This is a genomic window from Nocardiopsis chromatogenes YIM 90109, from assembly GCF_000341185.1.
GTDB lineage: Bacteria > Actinomycetota > Actinomycetes > Streptosporangiales > Streptosporangiaceae > Nocardiopsis_A > Nocardiopsis_A chromatogenes.
In genome coordinates this window covers 52,088-72,262 of sequence record NZ_ANBH01000048.1, presented here as the reverse complement: position 1 = coordinate 72,262, position 20,175 = coordinate 52,088, and the positions used below count along the sequence as shown (strand labels likewise).

The following is a 20,175-nucleotide window of genomic DNA, read 5'->3' as shown; positions in this document are numbered from 1 at the left end:
AGGCTGCGGGAGGCAGTGGTGGACGACGATTCCGAAGGGGGGAGCCATGGGCTTCAAGACGATCATCGGACTTGCACTCGTGGCCGCCGGCGCGATTCTTTCCATTTTCTTCTGGGACCTCGAATTCTATTGGTTCCAGGGCGGCCCGCTGGGCCTTCTGCTCATCCTGATCGGCGTTTTGGACCTGGGCGACGAGTTCCGCCGGTCCCGGGGCCACAAGCCCAAGTCCCTGTTCGAGGACATCAAGGACGACATCGGCTTCGGCGGCCGGTCGTCCGGGTCCGGGGACCGCCGGGACGACCGGGACCGGTGAGCCCCGGGGCGGCCGGTTCCGCACCGGGAGAGAGGAGTCGCAGAACACCCCGGGAGACCGGGCCGACCGGATGGAGAACCGCATGGCCGAATTCCGCCACGACGATGAGGCCCGGTCCTACAAGGCCGACCTCTTCCTCATCGCGACGGGCACCCTGTCCACCGCCCACCTGCCCTTCTGGCTCAACTGGCTCGCGACGAACCGGCCGGACTACACGGTGACCGCCGGGCTCACCGACTCCGCGAAGGGGTTCGTCAGCCCGGCCGCGCTCGCGGCGCTGACCGGTTCGCCGGTGGTCTCCAACACCTGGACCACCCCGGACGGGCTGCGGCCGGTGCACACCTCCATCGCCGAGGGCCACGACGGGATCATCGTCTACCCGGCCTCCGTCGCCTTCCTGTCCGCACTCGCCTCGGGGTCCGGGGACAAGCCGTTCACCCTGGCCGCGCTGGGGGCCCAGGTCCCCGTGGTCCTGGCGCCGTCCCTGCCCCCGGGCGTCGCCGACAACCCGATCGTGCGCGGCGTGCTCGCCCGCCTCGCGGAGGTCCCCGGGTACCGGCTGGTGCCCACCCGGAAGAAGGCGAGCAGCAGCGTCGACCGCGAGGCCGACGTCGCCGCGCCCCTGTGGGAGGCCGTCAGCGCGTTTGAAGAGGCCAGGCAGGGGACGGACGGCCCGCAGGACGGCCCCGCCGCGGACCCCGCCCCCTGAGGAGCCCGGTGTGGAACGCTTCTACTTCACCTTCGCCGATCCCCACTTCTACGACGACATCGGCCGCTGGCGGTGCGACCCCGGCGACCCGCGCTTCACCCGCGTCCGCAAGGGGCCGGTCCCCCTGCCCTACGCCCAGGGCTGGACGCGCTCGGGCACCGGGATCTGGACCCTGTGCCGCCCCGAGGACCGGCCGCTGCCCCAGCAGGGGTGGAAGCTGCACATCTCGGTGACGCCCGACACCTTCGAGCCGCTCCTGCACACCGTCGCCGAGGTGTGCCACCAGTGGCGCGTCCCGTTCAAGTTCCTCTCCCGGTACGAGTACGCCTGGCTGGTCAACGCCAAGTACGCGGCGCGGTCCGGAAGCGGGAAGGGCATCGCGGTCTACCCCGCCGACGAGCACGAGTCCGTCGCGCTGGCGGCCGAGCTGGCGGAGCGCACACGCGGGACCGAGGGGCCGCGGATCCTGTCCGACGCCCGGGTGGGGGACACCGTCGTGCACGCACGGTACGGCGCCTTCGTGCGCCGGTACTGCCGGGACGAGCGGGGCCGCGTCCGCCAGGCGATGACGGGGGGCGACGGGCGGCCGGTCCCCGACCCCCGCACGGTGCCGTTCAAGGCCCCCGGCTTCGTGAGCGTCCCCTCCCTCTTCCGGCCGCCCCCGCGATCCCGCGACGGCGGCGACCGCCTGCCCTACCGGATCGACAAGGCCCTGCACTTCAGCAACGGCGGCGGCGTCTACCTCGCCTCGGAGGGCGCCTCGGGCTCGGGGCGCAGGATCGTGCTCAAGGAGGCGCGCCCCTACGCCGGGCTCGACCTCGTCGGCGGCGACGCCGTCCGGCGGTCCGACCGCGAGTACGAGGCCCTGCGCGCCCTGTCCGGCCTGCCCGGCTTCCCCGAGGTCTACGACCGGTTCACCTGGCAGTCGCACGTCTTCACGTCCATGGAGTACATCCGCGGCACGACCCTCCAGGAGTGGTCCGCAGCCAACCACCCCTACCTGCTGCGGCCCGACCCCTTCGCGCCTCCGGCGCCCGCCGAGGCCAAGGACTACCGGGAGCGGATCGAGGCGGTCCTGGAACAGGTGGCCCGGGCGGTGGAGGCGGCCTGGGAGCGCGGCTACGCCATCGGGGACCTGCACCCCGGGAACATCATGGTCTCGCCCGAGGGCGAGGCCACCCTCATCGACCTGGAGGCCTGCGTCCCCCTGGGCGAGCAGCGGCCGTTCCCCGGGGCGCCCGGCTTCAGCGACGTGCGGCGCCAGGGCCGGGACGGCGACGAGTACGGGCTGCGCCTGCTGGAGCTGTCGTGCTACCTGCCGCTGACCCCGCTCCTGCGGCTCGACCCGGCCAAGCTCGCCCCGTTCCTGGCGGCCGCCCGGGAGATGTTCGACCTCCCCGCCGCGTGGGCGGAGCGGATCCGCCGGGCGTTCACCGGCACGCCCGACACCGCGCCCGCCCCCGCGCCGGACCCCGTTCCGGTCACGACGGGCGGGGCCGCGGGTGTGGCCCCGGCGGCCTCCGGCCACCTCGACGGCGCCCTCGGGTTCGAGGGGTGGGCCGGGCAGGTCGTGGAGGGGTTCCGCGCCTCCATGTCCGAAGAGAGGACCGACCGCCTGTTCCCCTGCGACCCCACGGGGTTCTCGCTGTCCCCGGTGTCGCTGGCCACCGGGAGCGCCGGTGTCCTGTGGTCCCTCCTGGGCACCGACGGCGTGCACGAGCCCGGCCTCGTGCGCAGGATCGCCGAGTGGACCGTCGCCAACGCCCGCGGCGCGACGGACCGGCCGCACTGCGGGCTGTACGACAGCGAGCTCGGCGCGGGCTACGCGCTGTGGAGGGCCGGATGGCCCGACCACGCCCGCTGGTGCGTGGACGCCGCCCTGGCCAAGGACCGCTCCGGCTGCGGCACCGGCGTGTTCGGCGGGACGGCCGGCATCTTCCTCGCCGTCGCCGCGATGGCCGTGGGCCCCGACCCGATCGTGGAGCGGGCGGAGGCCGAACGGATCGGCGCCGAGCTGGCCGACCGCGCCCACGGGCTCGCCGCCCGGCCGCACTCCCCCGACGGCGGGCCGGGGGCCGTCCACGGGCTGATGCACGGCCTGGCCGGGGTCGGCCTGGCCGCCCACCGGTACGGGGTCCTGGCCGACGACCCCTCGGCCGTGGACACGGCCCGGGAGCTGGTGGAGCGCGAACTGGCCGCCTACGTGCGGTGCGCGGACGGGTCGCTGCAGTACAACGAGCAGGGCAGGCGCACCCTCGCCTACCTGGAGGAGGGGTCGTGCGGCACGGCGCTCGCCGTCGCCGAGCTGGGCCGCCGCGACGGGTGGCGCCCGCGCGGCGCCTCGGTGCCGGACCTGATGCGGGCGCTGGGTCCCGAGCTCATGGTGCAGGCGGGGCTGTTCCGCGGCCGCGCCGGGTTCCTCGCGGGGCTGGCCCAGCTCGCGCGGGACGGCCACGGCGCGTCGGCCGACCCCCTGGTCCGGCGGCACGCCGACCGGCTCGGACTGCACGAGCTGCGGCCGAACGGCCGCGGCCTCCACTACCCGGGCTCCGGGAACTTCCGGATCTCCGGCGACCTGCGGACCGGCGGCGCCGGGGTGCTCACCGGCGTCGCGTTCGCCACCGGCCGCCGCGACGACTGGCTGCCCGGGCTCTTTTGAGGCCGCCGCCGGGGCGTCCCCGCCCCGGCGGGACCGCCCGACCTAGGAACGGCACCACGTGGAAACCCTCGGACAGCTTCTCCCGCTCGCACTCCTGGACACCGTCAGCGTCGCCACGCTGGCGATCCCGGTCTGGTTCCTGCTGGCCCCCCGGGGCCCCCGGATCGGCAACGTCCTGCTCTACCTGGCGCTCGTCGGCGGCGGCTACCTGCTGCTCGGCGTGCTGCTCACGGGCGCGGTCGACCGGCTGCGCGACCCGCTGGGCGACGTGCTGGCCTCACCGGCCGCCGACACGGCGCTCGGGGCGGCCGGGGCCGCGCTCATCCTGGCCGGGCTGTGGTACGGGATGCGCAGGCGGCCCGCCTCCGGGCTGGGCCGCCTGACCCGGTGGCGCGAGTCCGCGGTCGGCGAGGACGCCTCGGCGGGCGGGGTCCTCACGGTGGCGCTCCTCGCCGTGGCGCTCGAGGTCCCCACCATGTTCCCCTACCTGGCCGCGATGGACATCCTGTCCGGGCAGGGGCTCACCGGGGCCGGCGCCGCCCCCGTCCTCGCGGTCTACTGCCTGGCCATGGTCGCCCCCGCCCTCCTGGCCACCCTGCTGTTCCAGGCCTCGCGCGGGGCGCTGCGCCCGGTCCTGGACCGGGTCGACACCTGGCTGCGGGACAACGCGCAGGAGAACACGGCGTGGCTGCTCGCGATCGCCGGGTTCCTGCTCCTGTCGGACTCCACGCTCTTCCAGCGGTTTCTGGACGCCCTCAGGGACGCCGCCTGAACGGCACGCCTACATATTTCTCATGACACGGAGATCCTCTCGGGGAACGATGCGCAAAGCGGCCGGGTGTTCCATAGTTGTCCTCTCCGGACCGACACCGACCCCCGCATCGACCTCGGCATCGACCCCCACGGACCTGAATACGAAGACGTGACCAGAATCCTTGATGCAACGGTGGGCATCGGCCCGTGGGAGGTCAATATCGGCGCCCTCGGCCTGGTCCTCACCGTCGTCGTGATCGCACTCGTCATCATCGTGAAGGCCAAATAGCGGCCCCGGGGTGGACGGCGCGCTCCGTCCGCCGCCCGTCTCTCCCACCGGGGCCGCGCCCGCTCCGGCCGCCTCCGCACGAGGACGCCGACGGGCCGCCCCGGCGTCCCGGGACGGCCCCCGCCGAAAGGGTCGAAAGACCTGCGGCTACTCGCCCTTCCAGTTCGGCTTGCGCTTCTCGGCGAAGGCCGCCGCGCCCTCCATGGCGTCGTGGCTCACGAACACCGGGCCGGTGATCGCGTCCTGGCGGGTCCACATCTCCTCGGTGGACCAGTCGTCGGAGGCCGCCATCACCTCCTTGGACACCTGCACCGCCATCGGCGCGTTCTCGGCGATGCGCCCCGCCAGCGCGCGGGCGCCCTCCAGGGCGCCGCCGCCGGGCGTGACCGCGTTGACCAGGCCCAGCTCGGCCATCCGCTGCGCACCGACGAAGTCGCCGGTCAGGGCGAACTCCATGGCGATGTTGCGGGGAATGCGCCGGTGCAGCCGCAGCAGTCCGCCGCCCGCCGCCACCAGTCCCCGCTTGGCCTCGGGGATGCCGAACTTCGCGTCCTCGGCCGCGACCACCAGGTCACAGGCGAGCACCGCCTCGAACCCCCCGGCCAGGGCGTAGCCCTCCACCGCGGCGATGAGCGGCTTGCGCGGCGGGCGCTGGGCGAAGCCCGCGAAGCCGCGCCCCTCCACCACCGGCACCTCGCCCTTCATGAAGGCCTTGAGGTCCATGCCCGAGCAGAACGTGCCGCCCGCGCCGGTCAGGATGCCGACCGTCAGGTCCTTGCGGGAGTCCAGCTCGTCCAGGGCCTCGGCGATGCCCGTGGCCACGGCCGCGTTCACCGCGTTCTTGGCCTCGGGCCGGTCGATGGTGACCACGGCGACGCCGTCGGCCGCCTCGAAGGCGACCTCGGGGCCCCGTCCCTCTTCCGCTGCCATCGGCCCTCCTACTTCGGCGGCATGCGCAGGCCGCCGTCGATGCGCACGACCTCGCCGTTGATGTAGCTGATCTCCAGCAGCGAGCGCACCAGGCGGCCGAACTCGTCGGCGGTGCCCAGCCGCTTGGGGAACGGCACCGGCGCGGCCAGGCGCTCCTTGAACTGCTCGGACTCGGGGCCCTGCCCGTAGATGGGGGTGTCGAGGATGCCGGGGGCCACGGTGTTCACGGTGATGCCCACGGCCGCCAGGTCGCGCGCGGCCGGGAGGGTCATGCCGATGACGCCGCCCTTGGAGGAGGAGTAGGCGATCTGCCCGATCTGGCCCTCGATCCCGGCGAGGGAGGCGGTGTTGACGATGGCGCCGCGCTCGCCGTCCTCGTTGACCGGCTCGGTCTTGGCCATGGCCGCCGCCGACAGGCGCAGCAGGTTGAAGGTGCCGATCAGGTTGACGTCGATGACCTTCTTGTAGCTCGCCAGGTCGTGCGGCTGCCCCTCGCGGTTGACGGTGCGGGTGGCCCAGCCGATCCCGGCGCAGGCCACGGCGGCGCGCAGCGGGCGGCCGGTGTCGACGGCCGCCTGCACCGCGGCCTGCACCTGCTCCTCGTCGGAGACGTCCGTGGCGGCGAAGACGCCGCCGACCTCCTTGGCGACGGCCTCGCCGCGCTCGGCGTTGAGGTCGGCCACCACGACGGTGGCGCCGGCGTCGGCCAGCTGCCGGACGGTCGCTTCCCCGAGCCCGCTCGCACCGCCGGAGACGACGGCGGAAATTCCGTTGAGATCCATGTGCGGAACACTACAGACCCGCCCCGCCGACGACTAGAACCGGGTTCGGTTTTCCTGCCGCGGCCGCCGGGACGGCCGCGCCCGCCCCCGCACCGGCGCCGTCACGCCTGGTCGAGGCCGCTCTGCCAGCGCTCGTAGACGGCCTCGTCGACCAGCTCGGCGGCGAGCGTGTAGGCGTGCGTGCGGTTGAAGTCGGCGGCGCCCGCGCCGACCGCGAAGGGCAGCACCTCGTCGTCGGCGAGCGCGATCTCGTACCCGTGCGCGGTGGTGATCCGGTGCACCCGGCCGCGGTCGGTGCGCTCGGTGCCGTGGTACTCGACGACCTTGGCTCCGGCCAGGTCCATGAGGATCCTGCCGAGCGGGTCCGTGGGGGGCCAGGCCATGCTCTCTCCTCGGGAGGGGGTCCGTGCGCGGCCGCGCCCTCGGGGCGGCCGCTGCCTGCAGCCTGCCATCCGCCCGGACGCGCCCGCGACGATCTCGGGGAAAGTGCCGCCATTCCGGCGGTTTCGACGGCCTCGGCGGCAGCACCGCCGCCGAGGCCGTCGCGGCGTGGGCCGGAGGGCGGCAAGGGAAAACCGGACGGGGCCGGAAAAATCCGTTGCCCTCCTCCGGGCGCCGGGGTAACGTCTCCGGCGATGCGTAACTGACCGTCGAGACCACGCGCCGGGAGCCGCGGCCGCTCGCCCTCCGAGGCTGGAGCAGGCCCCCTCCCGGCGCCTCCCGTCCGTTTCGGCCCGTCCCCTGTCCGGGACGTGCTCTCTGCTGATCCGGCGTGGTCTCGACGACGGCGTCCGGCGCGCTCCGCGCGTCTGGGCCCGCCTTCGGGCACCCATGGACGCCGGCGCCGCGGCCCGCCCCGACCTTTCTCGGAGGTGGCCTTGACCTCTCGTACGACCGAACCGCGATTCCGCCGCACCCACCGCTCCCCCGCAGAGGGGGGCGCGGCCGAGGGCCCGACCCCGCTGCTGAGCGCCCGCGACCTGTCCAAGGCCTACGGCACCCGGCCCGTCCTCGACGGCCTGCGGCTCGACGTCGCCCCGGGGCAGCGCCTCGGGCTGGTCGGCGAGAACGGCGCGGGCAAGTCGACCCTGCTGTCCCTGCTGGCCGGGACCGCCGACCCCGACGTCGGCGCCGTGTCCCGGCCCCGCGACACCGGCTACCTCGCCCAGGAGCCGCCCTTCACCGAGACCACCACCCTGGGGGAGGCGGTCGCCGAGGCGCTGTCCGAGCCGCACGCGGCCGAGCGGGAGCTCACCGCGTGCGCCCAGGCGCTGGAGGACGGCGGCGACGCGGCCCAGCGGGCCTACGCGGCGGCGCTGGAACGCGCGGAGGCCCTGGACGTCTGGGACGCCGACCGCCGTGCGGAACTGGTGCTCGCCGGGCTCGGCCTGGCCGGTGTGGAGTCCGACCGGCCCGTTTCCGCCATGTCCGGTGGGCAGCGCAGCAGGCTGGCCCTGGCCGCCCTGCTGATCCGCCGCCCGCAGGCGCTCATCCTGGACGAGCCGACCAACCACCTCGATGACGAGGCGGTGGCGTTCCTGGAGGGGTTCCTGTCCGACCTCCCCGGCGCCGTGGTCCTGGCCAGCCACGACCGCGCCTTCCTGGACGCGGTCTGCACCGGCCTGCTCGACCTGGACCCGTCCTCCGAGCAGGGGCCCACCTACTACGGCGGGGCCTACACCTACTACCTGGAGGAGAAGCGCAAGGCCCACCAGCGGTGGGAGCAGCGGTTCCGGGACGAACAGGAGGAGCTGCGCGCCCTGCGCGTGTCGGTGGACGTGACCGCACGCCAGGTCGCCCCGGGGCGGCCGATAGGCAACAACAGCAAGATGCTCTACGACTTCAAGGGAGGGCGTGTACAGAAGCAGCTGTCGCGCCGGGTGCGCAACGCCCAGCGCCGCCTCGACGAGCTGGAGAGCACGCAGGTGCGCAGGCCGCCCAAGCCCCTGTCGTTCTCCGGGACGCTCACCGGCGGCGCGACCGCGGGCGGGGGCCCAGCGCTGAGCGCACGCGGCCTGGAGGTGCCGGGGAGGCTGCGTCTCGACCGCCTCGACCTGCTCCCCGACGGGCGGCTGCTGGTGACCGGGCCGAACGGCGCCGGGAAGTCGACGCTGCTTCACGTCCTGGCCGGGCGCATCGCGCCCGTGTCGGGCAGCGTCGAGGTGCGCGGCGGCACCCGGGTGGCGCTGCTGGAGCAGGACGTGGAGTTCCCCGACCCGGAGCGCACCCCGCGGGAGATCTACACCGCGGAGCTCGCCCGGCTGAACGAGGAGGGGGTTTTGAGGATCGCGGACGCGCCGTCGTTGGACGAGCTGGGGCTGATGGCCCGGCGCGACGTCCGGCGCCCCGTCGGCGAGCTGAGCGTGGGCCAGCGCCGCAGGCTGGCACTGGCCCTGATGGTGGCCGCCGCCCCGCACGTGCTGCTGCTGGACGAGCCGACCAACCACATCTCCCTGGCGCTGAGCGAGGAGTTGGAGGAGGCGCTGAAGACCGCGCCGGGGGCGGTGGCGGTCGCCAGCCACGACCGGTGGCTGCGCCGGACCTGGGAGGGGGACCACCTGTACCTGGAGAACGGGGCGCCGAGACGGTGAAGGAGCCCGCGAGCGGCCCAGGGATGTGCGGTGATACCGAGCGCCTGGGCCGCTTGCGGCTAATCTGTACCCACAGGCCGATGGCTAAGGAGGTGGCGGCTGTGTGCGCCCAGCCGGTCCCCGACTGGATGATCCCGCCCACTGACGGGTTCACCGCCGAAGACCTCGACAGGCTTCCCGACCTGCCGCCGCACACGGAGCTCATCGACGGGAGCCTCGTTCTCGTGAGTCCGCAGAAGAGGTTTCACACGCTCATACTCGACGTCCTCGTTCCAGGCTTGCGATCGCACTGTCCTGCGTATCTCAGAGTCCGCCGAGAGATGACCACCGTTCTCGGGCCGCGCCAACGGCCGGAACCCGACATCATGGTGGTCCGGGCTTCCGCCGATACAGAGCAGGACCAGACGTCCTATCCCGCCGACTCGGTCGAACTGGTCGTCGAAGTGGTATCTCCGGAATCACGCGTCCGGGACCGCGAACGCAAGCCGCAGCTCTACGCGCACGCAGGCATCCGGCACTTCTGGCGTGTGGAGACGGACGGCGGAAGGCCCATCGTCTACGTGTACGAGCTCGACCCCGCGGTCTCCTCCTATGTCCCCACCGGAATCCACCATGACCGGCTGAAGGTGGCCACGCCGTTCCCGATCGACATCGACCTCACCGAGGTCGACCGGCTCTGACCTGGCAGCGGAAGGACGGGGCAGCGGAGTCCGCCCCGCCTCCTTACGCCACCAGGGCCCCCAGCTCCTTGGTGACGCGCTCCAGCATGAACGCGCTCGACTCGCGGGCGCGCTCCTCCCAGGCGAACACGCACACGGTGGCCACGCCGTCGAACCCGATGTCGCGGAGCGTGCCGAAGAACGCGTCCCAGTCCACCTCGCCCTGGCCGATGTCCAGGTGCTGGTGGATCCGGGCGGGGGTGCCGGGCGGGTTGAGGATGTAGCGCAGCCCGCTCGACCCTTTGTGGTTGAAGGTGTCGGCGATGTGCACGTGCTTCAGCTTGTCCCCGGCGTAGGACATCATCCGCCGCACGTCCGCCCCCGGGTCGTCGCCCGACAGGTGGAAGGTGTGCGGGGCGCAGTACAGGTAGTTCACCCACGGCCTGTTGATGGCCCGCACCAGGTCCACAGCGGGCTCGTTCACTTCGCAGAAGTCGTCGGGGTGGGCCTCCAGGTTCAGCGCGATCCCCTCGCGCTCGAACACCGGGAGCAGCTCCTCCATCGACCTCCAGAACGCCGCCTCGCTCTCGGCGGCCCGCTCGGGGCGCCCGTTGAACTCGGAGTTCATCAGGGTGCATCCCAGCTCGACGGTCACCTCGATCATGCGCCTCCAGTAGCGCACGGCGGCGCGCCGCTCCTCCTCGTCCGGGCTGGACCACTTGTACAGCGGGAGCACGCTGGCCAGCTCCACGCCCGTCTCCCGCAGCACCCCCTTCAGCTCGGCGACCCTCTCGTCGTCGGCGCGGGGGTGCAGGAAGAAGGGCATGAACTCCTCGCGCGGGGACAGCTCGATGGAGGAGTAGCCGATGTCGGCGACCGTGCGGACCATCTCCGCCATGGGCAGCTTGCGGAACATGTACGGGTCGAGCGCGATCTTCACGGTCGGCTCCTTTCCGAATGGGGCGGCAGGACGGTCGGCATCAGGCGTAGAAGTCCGGGCGCTCCTCCACCTTCGTGGGGACGACCTCGCCGGTCTCCAGCGAGCGCACGGCCGCGTCGCCGACCATCGCGGCGGCGTAGCCGTCCCAGGAGCTCGGCCCCTCGATCCGCCCCGCCGCGACCGCGTCCGCCCATGCCTGCACCTCGGCGTCGAAAGCGGCTCCGAAGCGCTGCTTCCAGTCCTGGTGCACGGCCGCCCCTCGGCGCCCGGCCGCGTGCAGGACCGCCTCCTGCGGCTCGGGCAGGCGCACCGCGCCCTCCTCGCCGACCACCTCGCAGCGGATGTCGTAGCCGTACCGGCAGTTGACGAAGACCTCCAGGTCGATGCGGGCGCCCGACTCGGTCTCGAAGAGCATCATCTGCGGGTCCACCAGGTGGGCGAACCGCCGGGAGGTGCGGCGCGGCCGGATGATCTGGGCCGTGGCCAGCTCCTCGCCGAGCAGCCAGCGCAGCGTGTCGATCTCGTGGATGGCGGTGTCCTTGGTCGCCATCTCCGAGTGGTAGGCCTCGGGCACGGTCGGGTTGCGGTGCGCGCAGTGCGCCATCAGCGGGGCACCGATCGCCCCCTCGTCGATGAGCGCCTTCATCGCCCGGTACCCGGTGTCGTAGCGGCGCATGAAACCCACCTGGACCAGCCGAGAGCCGTACTCCCGCTCGGCCTCCATGATGCGGCGGCAGTCCTCGGCGGTGGTGGCCAGCGGCTTCTCGCACAGCACCGGCTTGCCCGCCCCGATGGCGGCCAGCACGGACGCCGCGTGCGCGGGCCCCCAGGAGGCGACGAGGACCGCGTCCACCTCCGGGTCGGCGATCACCTCGGCGTCGGAGGCCAGGGGGCGGGCACCGACACCGGCGGCCGCCTCGGCGGCCCGCGCGGGGTCGATGTCGGTCACCGCTGCGACGCGGGCGCCGCTGACCACCCGGTCCAGCCTGCGCATGTGGTCGGTGCCGATCATCCCGGCGCCGATGACGCCGACGTTCACGGTCATCTTCTCGTTCCTTCCGGACGAAGGGGTGGGGGCTGGGCCCGGCCGGTGCCGCGCGAGGGGGCCGCGGCACCGGCCGGGACATCAGGGGTGGTCGGGAGCGGTCAGGGGCCGCCGTCGCCCGGCGCCGGGTGCGGCACCGCCGGGCGACCGTCGGGGCCCTCACCCCGGGCGAGCTCGTGCTCCAGGGCGTCCAGCTCGGCTCCCCCGGCCATGTGGTGGGTGAGGTCCTCCAGGGTCAGCTCCGCGCGCGGGGAGTCCAGCTCCGTCTCGCCGAGCCGCAGGATCACGAAGTGGTCGCCGACCATGAAGGCGTGGTGCGGGTTGTGCGTGATGAACACGACCCCCAGCCCCGCCTCCCGGGCGGCGCTGATGTACTTCAGCACCACCCCGGACTGCTTGACGCCGAGCGCGGCGGTGGGCTCGTCCAGGATCAGCACGCGGGCGCCGAAGTACACCGCGCGGGCGATCGCCACGACCTGCTTCTGGCCGCCGGACAGGTTGGCCACCGGGGCGTCGATGTCGGGCAGGTCGATGCCCATCTTCTTCAGTTCCTCGTCGGCGATGCGGCGCATCGCCGCCACGTCGAGGCGGGACAGTGGGCCCCACCCCGTGCGGATCTCGGAGCCGAGGAAGAAGTTCCGCCACACCGGCATCAGCGGCACCATGGCCAGGTCCTGGTAGACGGTGGCGATGCCGTGGTCCAGGGCGTCGCGGGGCGAGCCGAAGGCGACCTCCCGCCCGTCCACCCGGTAGGTCCCGGCGGTGGGGGCGTGCAGCCCGGCGAGGATCTTGATCAGGGTGGACTTGCCCGCCCCGTTGTCGCCCAGGATGCAGGTGACCTCGCCCGCGCCGACCTTCAGGTCGACGCCGGTCAGGGCCTTGATGTTGCCGAAGGACTTGCCCACGCCGCGCAGCTCCAGCAGCGGCGCGTCGGCCCCGCCCCCGTTCGTCGCGGCAGGGTCGGCGGTGTCGGCGGCTCTCGGCCGCGTCGTGTCGGTCATGGTCCTCACCTCTTGCTCGCCTGGCGGCGCACCCAGGCGTTGACGACCACGGCCAGCAGCAGCATCGCGCCGACGAAGAACATCACCCAGTTGTTGTCCCAGCCGGCGTAGACGATGCCCATCGTGGTCATGCCGTAGATGAACGCGCCGATCGCGGCGCCGATGACGGATCCGAAGCCGCCGGTCAGCAGGCACCCGCCGACGACGGCGGCCATGATGTAGAGCAGCTCCATGCCCACGCCCTCGCCGGACTGCTGGCGCCCGGAGGCCATGAGCAGGTGCATGCCGCTGAACCAGGCGAAGAAGCCCACGGTCATGAACAGGCCGATCTTGACCCGGGTGACCGGGACGCCGACGGCGCGGGCGCTCTCGACATTGCCGCCCACCGCGAAGATCCAGTTCCCCACGCGGGTGCGCATCAGCACCCAGGTGGCCAGGGCGACGAACACCAGCCACCAGATCACGGTGATGCGCACGCTGCCCAGGACCGGGACCGGCACGAAGGAGGCGAACACCGCCCGCGCGGAGGCGTAGCCGTCCATGTCGGAGATGTTGGGCCCGGACACGCTGCCGGTGACGAGCTTGGTCACGGCGATGTTCAGGCCCTGGAGCATCAGGAACATCGACAGGGTGACCAGGAAGCTCGGCAGCTTGGTGCGGACCAGGATGGCGCCGTTGGCGAACCCGATGGCCAGGGCCGCCAGCAGCGCGATACCGGCGGCCGCCCACACGTTCAGGTTCAGGTAGTAGCCGGTCATGCCCGCGGTCAGCGCCGCGGTCACCACCGCGACACCGGCGGACAGGTCGAACTCGCCGCCGATCATCAGCAGCGCGACGCCGACCGCCATGATGCCGACCACGGAGGCGGCGTACAGCACGGTCGCGAAGGAGTCCCCTTGGCGGAAGGTGGGGGCCATCGCGAAGAAGACCGCGAAGACCGCCACCGCGCCGATGAGCGAGCCCAGCTCGGGGCGGCTCAGCAGGCGGTTGAGCAGCGGGCGGCGCCCGGCCCGCAGCTCCTTCTCAGTGGTGGCCGCGGGCGCCGGCCGCGGCGCGAGGGTGCTCGCCATTGCGCGTCACCGGGTTCCCTTCTCGGCGAACTCGGCGACCTCGCCGACGTTGTCGGCGTCCACGAAGCTGNCGGCGGGGCCCCCCCGCCGATGTCGTTGCCGTTGGCGTTGATCAGCCACAGTCCCTCGACGGACATGTACCCCTGCAGGTAGGGCTGCTGGTCGACGGCCCATTCGATGGTGCCGTCCTCGATGGAGGCCACGACCTCCTTGTTCAGGTCGAAGGTGGCGACCTTCGCGTCGCTCCCGGCGTCGGACACCGAGTCCAGCGCCGCCATGGCGAAGGGGCCGCCCAGGGTGACGACGTGGTCGATGTCCTCGTCGGACTGGAGCTTGGAGGTGATGGAGGACTTGACGTCGGGCATGCTCGACCCGTCGACGTAGAGGGTCTCGGTGTCGCCGTCGAAGGCCTCCTCCAGGGAGGAGCAGCGCGTCTCCAACGCCACGTGGCCCTGCTCCTGGATGACGCAGAGCGCCTTCTCGGCCTCGACCTCGTTGAGCCGTTCACCGAAGGCCTCCCCGGCCAGGGACTCGTCGGTGCCGAAGTACTCGGTGACGCCCATGTCCTGCCACTCCTCGATGCCGGAGTTGAAGGCGACCACCGGGATCCCGGCGTCCTCCGCCTCCTGCACCGCCCCCTTGAGCTCGTCGGGCTTGGCGAGGGTGACGGCGATACCGTCCACGCCCTTGTCGATCGCGGTCCGCACCAGGGTCGCCTGTTCGGAGGCGCTGGGGTCGGAGTTGTAGTCCAGGGTGATGCCGTGCTTGGCGGCCGAGTCCTCGGCACCGGCGCGGATCCGGTCCCAGAAGGTGTCTCCGGGCACCTCGTGCGTGATCATCGCGATCGTCAGGTCCCCGGCCTCGGCGTTGGCGCCCTGTTCTTCCTGCTGTGCGCCCCCGCCGGAGCTGCACGCGGCCGCGGCCAGGGCCAGGACCGACGCCGCTGCCAGGTAGGCGGGGAGCTTAGGGGTGCGGTTCATTGCTGGTACCTCTGCTCTGCTGTGTCAAAGGTGCTGCGGTGGGGCCTTTCTGGGGCGCCGGCGCTGTCCGGTCGTCCCGGTCGTTCGGATGGGGGATGTACGGGCCCGGGGCCGGGGCCGGTGTGCGGTCCTCAGGCCTGCTGGTAGCGGGCGCCGAGTCCGCAGCTGTTCAGGTACTCGCGGGTGCGCACCGCGATGGGCAGCGGCACGTCGGGCTCGCACGGGTAGAGGTCCTGCTCGACGATGACGAACACGCGCGCGTCCACGTCGTCCAGGGCGTCGAGGACCTCGGAGGGCACCGGCTCGCCCGCGGGCGGCTCGACGCACACCCCGCGCTTGACGGCCTCGCCGAAGGACAGCTCCTCGGCGTCCTTCTGCCGCAGCACCTCCGGGTCCATCTGCTTGATGTGCACGTATCCGATGCGCTCGGAGTACCGGCGGATGAGGTCGACCGCGTCGCCGCCGCCGTAGGCGACGTGGCCGGTGTCCAGGCACAGGGAGACGTATGCGGAGTCGGTGCCGTCGAGGAACCGCTCGATCTCGGGCTGGGTCTGGATGTGGGTGTCGGCGTGGGAGTGCAGGCACAGCCGCACCCCGTACTCCTCCAGCAGGAGTCGGCCGAGCCGGTCGGCGTTGCGGTAGAGGGTCCTCCACTGCCCGTCGTCGAGGGCGGGCGTCTCGGTGAACCCGCCGGTCTTCTCGTCACGGAACATGGGCGGGATGAACACCAGGTGGTGCGCGCCCATGGCCTGGGTCAGCCCGGCGACCTTGCGCACCGTGGAGACCATGCCGTCCCACCGGTCGTCGTCGTGCAGGGCGCCGAAGACGGTCCCGCCGGACACCTTGAGGCCGCGCCTGCCGACCTCGTCGGCGAGCCGGTCGGGGTCGGTGGGCAGGTAGCCGTAGGGGCCCAGCTCCACCCACGCGTAACCGGCCTCGGCCAGCTCGTCGAGGAAGCGGTTCCACGGGGTCTGGTACTCGTCCTCGGGGAACCACACACCCCAGGAGTCGGGGGCGGATCCGAGGACGAGCTTGTCCTTCACGGTGCTCATTGCTGCCGTCCTTTGCTGTGGCTGAAGGGGTGCGGGCGGCCGGGGCGGGCTCAGCCGTGGGTCGGGAAGTTGAAGGCGGCCTGGACCGAGCGGTCGACGCGCGGCCACCGGCTGGTGACGGCCTTGGCGCGGGTGTAGAAGCGCACGCCCTCGGGCCCGTGGATGTGGGTGTCGCCGAAGAGCGAGTCCTTCCACCCGCCGAAGGAGTAGTGCGCCATGGGCACCGGGATCGGCACGTTGACGCCGATCATCCCGACGCNGGGGGGGGGGGCCCCGCCTCGCCGTCGCCGGTGAAGACCGCGGTGCCGTTGCCGTAGGGGTTGGCGTTGACGATGTCGATGGCCTCGTCCAGGTCGGCCGCGCGGACGACGGCCAGGAGCGGGCCGAACACCTCGGTGGTGTAGACGTCCATGTCGGCGGTGACCTTGTCGAGGACCGACGGGCCGATGAAGAACCCGTCCTCGTGGCCGTCCACCTTGAGGCCGCGCCCGTCGACGACGGCGACCGCGCCCTGCTCGGTGCCGGAGGCCACGTAGGAGGCGACGCGCTCGCGCGCCTCGGCGGTGATGACGGGGCCCATATCGTTGCCCGCGTCGTGTCCGGGGCCGACCTTGACCGCGCGGGCCTTGTCGGCCAGGGCCCCGACGAGTGCGTCGGCGGCCTCGCCGACGGCCACGGCGACCGAGATCGCCATGCACCGCTGCCCGGCCGAGCCGAAGGCGGCGGCGGTCAGGTGGGAGGCGGCGTCGTCCAGGTCGGCGTCGGGCAGCACGACCGCGTGGTTCTTGGCGCCGCCGAGGGCCTGCACGCGCTTGCCGGAGGCGGTGGCGCGCTCGTGCACGTACTTGGCGATCGGGGTGGAGCCGACGAAGGACACCGCGGAGACGCCGGGGTGGTCGAGCACCGCGTCGACGGCGGTCTTGTCGCCGTGCACGACGTTGAACACGCCGTCGGGCAGCCCGGCCTCCTTGTACAGCTCGGCGACGAGGTTGGAGGCCGAGGGGTCGCGCTCGCTGGGCTTGAGCACGAAGGTGTTGCCGCAGGCGATGGCGACCGGGTGCATCCACAGCGGCACCATGATCGGGAAGTTGAACGGGGTGATCCCGGCGACGACGCCGAGGGGCTGGCGGAAGTCGAAGGCGTCGACGCCCGTGGAGATCTGGTCGGAGTAGCCGCCCTTGAGGGCGGAGACGATCCCGCAGGCGTACTCGACGACCTCGCGGCCGCGGACGATCTCGCCGCGGGCGTCGTCGACGACCTTGCCGTGCTCGGAGGCGATGGTGCGGGCCAGCTCGTCCTCGTGCTCGACCAGCAGCTCGCGCAGGCGGAACATGACGCGGGCACGCTTGGTGAGGGGGGACTCGCCCCAGGTCTCGAACGCCTTGGCGGCGGCGGCCACGGCCGTGTCGACGTCGGCCGTCTCGGCCATGAGCACCTTCGCCTGCTCGGCGCCGGTGGCCGGGTCCCACACGGGCTGTGTGCGGGTGGAGACCCCGGTCGTGGCGGCCCCGTCGATCCAGTGCCGGATGTATTCCATGGTCTTGCCTTTCAGAGGCACGGCTTCTGCGCGCGTCACAGGTAGTGGCGCTGGTCGCGCTTGTGCTCGGCGTAGGTGCGGTAGGCCCGGCGGGTGCTGTCCAGCTCGGACACCTCGCTCACCGGGACGTCCCACCAGCCGCTGGAGGGCGGGTTGGGGCCGGTCGGGTCGGTCTCGATGTGCACGACCGTCACGGTGTCGGCGGCCTTGGCGGCCTCGACCGCCTCGCGCAGCTCCTTGAGGCCGTCGGCGCGGATGGCCTCCGCGCCCAGGCTGGCGGCGTTGGCGGCCAGGTCGACGGGGAGCACGGCCCCGTCGAGGAGTCCGGTGGCGGGGTCGCGGTAGCGGTAGCGGGTGCCGAACCGCTGCGAGCCCAGGTCCTCCGAGAGCGCCCCGATGGAGGCGAACCCGTGGTTCTGCAGGACGACGATGACGACCTTGACGCCCTCGGCGACCATGGTGGTGATCTCCTGGGAGAGCATCAGGTAGGAGCCGTCGCCGACGAGCACCACGACCTCGCGCTCGGGGGCGGCCATCTTGGTTCCCAGCCCCGCCGCGACCTCGTAGCCCATGCAGGAGTAGGCGTACTCGACGTTGTAGGACTTGGGGTCGCGGGCGCGCCAGAGCATCTGCATGTCGCCGGGCAGGCTCCCGGCGGCATTGATGATGACGTCGGTGTCGTCGAGGACGTCGTTGAGGACGCCCAGGACGGCGGTCTGCGCCGGGAGCGCGCCGTCGTCGGCCGCGTAGCAGGCGTCGGTGGTGCGGGCCCACTCCCCGGCCAGCGCGCGGGCGCGCTCCCGGTAGTCGTCCTCGACCCGCCAGCCGGACAGCTCGCGGCGCAGGGCCTGCAGGCCGGAGCGTGCGTCGGCGACGATCTGGTGTGCGGAGTGCTTGGCGGCGTCCAGGCGCGCCACGTTCAGGTTGACGAACTCCACGTCCGGGTCGGCGAACACGGTGTGGCTCGCGGTGGTGAAGTCGCTGTAGCGGGTGCCGATCCCGATCACCACGTCGGCCTCGCGGGCCAGGGCGTTGGCGGCCGAGGTGCCGGTGGAGCCGACGCCGCCGACCGCGCAGGGGTGGTCCCACGGAACGGCGCCCTTCCCGGCGTGGGTGTCGGCGACGGGGATGCCGGTCTCCTCGGCGAAGGCCCGCAGCTCCCCGGTGGCGCGGGAGTAGACCGCGCCGCCGCCCGCGACGATCAGCGGGCGCCGGGCGTCGCGGATCGCCTCGGCCGCGCGGCGCACCGACGCCGGGTCGGGCTGCGGGCGGTCGATGTGCCAGGTGCGCTCGCGGAAGAGGTCGACCGGCCAGTCGTACGCCTCGGCCTGGACGTCCTGGGGCAGGCACAGGGTGACCGCGCCGGTCTCGGCGGGGTCGGTGAGCACCCGCAGCGCGGCCAGGGCGGCCGGGACGAGCTGCTCGGGCCGGGCCACGCGGTCCCAGTACTTGGAGACCGGGCGCAGGGCGTCGTTGACGGTGACGTCGCCGCCGCGGGTGTCCTCCAGCTGCTGGAGGACGGGGTCCGGGCCGCGGGTGGCGAACATGTCGCTGGGCAGCAGCAGGACCGGCAGCCGGTTGGTGGTGGCCAGGGCGGCTCCGGTGACCATGTTGGTGGAGCCGGGGCCGGTGGAGGCGGTGCAGGCGAAGGTCTGCAGCCGGTCGCGCATCTTGGCGAAGGCGGCCGAGGCGTGCACCATGGCCTGCTCGTTGCGGGCGGGGTAGTAGGGCAGGTCGGCCTCTCCGGTGGTGGCGGCCTGGAGCAGGGCCTGGCCCAGCCCGGCCACGTTGCCGTGGCCGAAGATGCCCCACACGCCGGGGATGAGGCGCTGCCGTTCGCCGTCGCGCTCGCTGTACTGGGCGGCGAGGAAGCGCACGAGGGCCTGGGAGGTGGTCAGGCGGACGGTGTCGGTGGCGCCCATCACTCCCCCTCTCCGGCGCTTTCGGCGTCCTCCGCGCCGTCGGCGCGGTTCGGGGTCGGCCCGTCGGCGGTGCACAGCGGTAGGCGGGGGTCCATCTCCTGGTGCTCCCAGGTGGCACGGACCCAGCCGTGGGCGGGGTCGTCGCAGATGCGCCAGGCGCGCTCCTCACCGGGACCGGCCATCACGTTCAGGTAGTACAGGTCGTAGCCGGGGGCGGCCATCGACGGTCCGTGCCAGCCGTGCGGGATGGTGACCACGTCACCGGTGCGCACCTCGGCGAGCACGTCGATCGGGCGGTCCTCGGTGCCGTAGACCCGCTGGTAGGCCACGCCCGGCCCGCCGGGGCCGGAGCCGACCTCGAAGTAGTAGATCTCCTCCAGCTCGCACTCCGTCCCGGTCGCCTCGTCGTGCTTGTGCGGCGGGTAGGAGGACCAGTTCGACTCGGGGGTGAGCACCTCGCAGGCGATGAGCCGGTCGGCCTCGAAGGCCTGCGGGGTGCAGAAATTGTTCACCTGGCGGCTGGACTGGCCCGCGCCGCGCAGCTCGACCGGCACGNGAGCCGCCCCCCGCCGCTCGCACCGCGCGGACGGCAGGGCGAACCTGCCGCCCCCGGCGCTGGTGACGGTTGCGGCGGCGTCACGGGGCACATAGGCGAAGTCGGTGACGCGGGAGAACACGTCGGGGCGGCCGACGAGGTCGAAGCGCTCGCCTCCGCACTCCACCGTGCAGGAGCCGTTCAGCGGAAGGACCAGGGTCTCGGCGTCGCCGGTGGAGAACTCGGCGCTCCGGCCGGGGGCCAGCTCCAGCACCTTGAGGCCGGAGTAGCCCCACCCGGCGGAGAAGGGGGTCACGACCGCGGCGTAGGGGCCCTGCGCGGTCGCGCCCGCGGGGACATGGTGGTTCGCGGTCATCGGCGGCCTCCGGGCACGTTCTGCCTCCTCGG

At 72.8% G+C, this 20,175-nt stretch carries 17 protein-coding genes and 1 pseudogene; 6 read left to right on the top strand and 12 right to left on the bottom strand.

Going from position 1 to position 20,175, the window contains the following annotated elements; genetic code table 11:
- The first annotated feature begins 46 nt into the window (after positions 1-46).
- The 4 genes from D476_RS0104630 (at position 47) to D476_RS32130 (ending at position 4,453) form a co-directional block, all read left to right on the top strand.
- Entirely contained in the window at positions 47-313 is a 267-nt protein-coding gene (locus D476_RS0104630) for a hypothetical protein (RefSeq protein ID WP_017622805.1), read from the top strand.
- A gap of 82 nt (positions 314-395) precedes the next feature.
- Positions 396-1,022 (top strand): flavoprotein, encoded by a 627-nt coding sequence (locus D476_RS32135; protein ID WP_160167433.1) that lies wholly within the window; start codon positions 396-398, stop codon positions 1,020-1,022.
- Positions 1,023-1,032: 10 nt separating this feature from the next.
- Complete coding sequence (gene lanKC, locus D476_RS0104620; protein ID WP_017622803.1) at positions 1,033-3,681, top strand: class III lanthionine synthetase LanKC; 2,649 nt, start codon at positions 1,033-1,035, stop codon at positions 3,679-3,681.
- Between the two features lie 58 nt (positions 3,682-3,739).
- The gene (locus D476_RS32130; RefSeq protein ID WP_017622802.1) at positions 3,740-4,453 is read left to right on the top strand and encodes a GAP family protein; all 714 of its coding nucleotides are present in this window, start codon (positions 3,740-3,742) and stop codon (positions 4,451-4,453) included.
- A gap of 417 nt (positions 4,454-4,870) precedes the next feature.
- On the opposite strand, the gene D476_RS0104605 is transcribed toward D476_RS32130, so the two are convergent.
- The 3 genes from D476_RS0104605 to D476_RS0104595 form a co-directional block, all read right to left on the bottom strand.
- On the bottom strand, positions 4,871-5,653 hold the full coding sequence (locus tag D476_RS0104605) for a crotonase/enoyl-CoA hydratase family protein (protein WP_017622800.1): 783 nt from the start codon (positions 5,651-5,653) through the stop codon (positions 4,871-4,873).
- Positions 5,654-5,661: 8 nt separating this feature from the next.
- Positions 5,662-6,435: an SDR family NAD(P)-dependent oxidoreductase gene (locus tag D476_RS0104600; protein ID WP_017622799.1), complete on the bottom strand. Its 774-nt coding sequence runs from the start codon at positions 6,433-6,435 to the stop codon at positions 5,662-5,664.
- Positions 6,436-6,536: 101 nt separating this feature from the next.
- Complete coding sequence (locus tag D476_RS0104595; RefSeq protein WP_017622798.1) at positions 6,537-6,818, bottom strand: hypothetical protein; 282 nt, start codon at positions 6,816-6,818, stop codon at positions 6,537-6,539.
- Between the two features lie 495 nt (positions 6,819-7,313).
- On the opposite strand from D476_RS0104595, the gene D476_RS0104590 reads away from it, so the two are divergent.
- On the top strand, positions 7,314-9,026 hold the full coding sequence (locus D476_RS0104590; RefSeq protein ID WP_017622797.1) for an ABC-F family ATP-binding cassette domain-containing protein: 1,713 nt from the start codon (positions 7,314-7,316) through the stop codon (positions 9,024-9,026).
- 101 nt (positions 9,027-9,127) lie between these two features.
- Positions 9,128-9,706: a Uma2 family endonuclease gene (locus D476_RS0104585; RefSeq protein WP_026123237.1), complete on the top strand. Its 579-nt coding sequence runs from the start codon at positions 9,128-9,130 to the stop codon at positions 9,704-9,706.
- Positions 9,707-9,749: 43 nt separating this feature from the next.
- Here D476_RS0104585 and D476_RS0104580 read toward each other — a convergent pair whose 3' ends face one another.
- From D476_RS0104580 to iolB, 9 genes and pseudogenes are all read right to left on the bottom strand, one after another.
- Entirely contained in the window at positions 9,750-10,625 is an 876-nt protein-coding gene (locus tag D476_RS0104580) for a sugar phosphate isomerase/epimerase family protein (protein ID WP_017622795.1), read from the bottom strand.
- Between the two features lie 40 nt (positions 10,626-10,665).
- Positions 10,666-11,670, bottom strand: coding sequence for a Gfo/Idh/MocA family protein (locus D476_RS0104575; protein WP_017622794.1), 1,005 nt, complete (start codon positions 11,668-11,670; stop codon positions 10,666-10,668).
- Positions 11,671-11,771: 101 nt separating this feature from the next.
- The gene (locus D476_RS0104570) at positions 11,772-12,671 is read right to left on the bottom strand and encodes an ATP-binding cassette domain-containing protein (RefSeq protein WP_017622793.1); all 900 of its coding nucleotides are present in this window, start codon (positions 12,669-12,671) and stop codon (positions 11,772-11,774) included.
- A 5-nt stretch (positions 12,672-12,676) separates the two neighbouring features.
- Complete coding sequence (locus tag D476_RS0104565) at positions 12,677-13,741, bottom strand: ABC transporter permease (RefSeq protein WP_017622792.1); 1,065 nt, start codon at positions 13,739-13,741, stop codon at positions 12,677-12,679.
- Positions 13,648-14,580, bottom strand: a complete 933-nt coding sequence (locus tag D476_RS32120) for a substrate-binding domain-containing protein (RefSeq protein WP_449289392.1) — start codon at positions 14,578-14,580, stop codon at positions 13,648-13,650. The genes D476_RS0104565 and D476_RS32120 overlap by 94 nt, the downstream gene beginning before the upstream one ends.
- Positions 14,581-14,852: 272 nt before the next feature.
- Positions 14,853-15,773 carry a TIM barrel protein gene (locus D476_RS0104555; RefSeq protein ID WP_017622791.1) on the bottom strand — a complete coding sequence of 307 codons (921 nt, stop codon included), beginning with the start codon at positions 15,771-15,773 and terminating at the stop codon, positions 14,853-14,855.
- A 50-nt stretch (positions 15,774-15,823) separates the two neighbouring features.
- A pseudogene (locus tag D476_RS32115) lies at positions 15,824-17,310 on the bottom strand (CoA-acylating methylmalonate-semialdehyde dehydrogenase).
- Positions 17,311-17,345: 35 nt separating this feature from the next.
- Complete coding sequence (iolD, locus tag D476_RS0104545; RefSeq protein ID WP_017622790.1) at positions 17,346-19,232, bottom strand: 3D-(3,5/4)-trihydroxycyclohexane-1,2-dione acylhydrolase (decyclizing); 1,887 nt, start codon at positions 19,230-19,232, stop codon at positions 17,346-17,348.
- Positions 19,232-20,143 (bottom strand): 5-deoxy-glucuronate isomerase, encoded by a 912-nt coding sequence (gene iolB / locus D476_RS32110; protein WP_017622789.1) that lies wholly within the window; start codon positions 20,141-20,143, stop codon positions 19,232-19,234. Before iolB ends, iolD begins: the two co-directional genes overlap by 1 nt.
- Positions 20,144-20,175 lie beyond the last annotated feature (32 nt).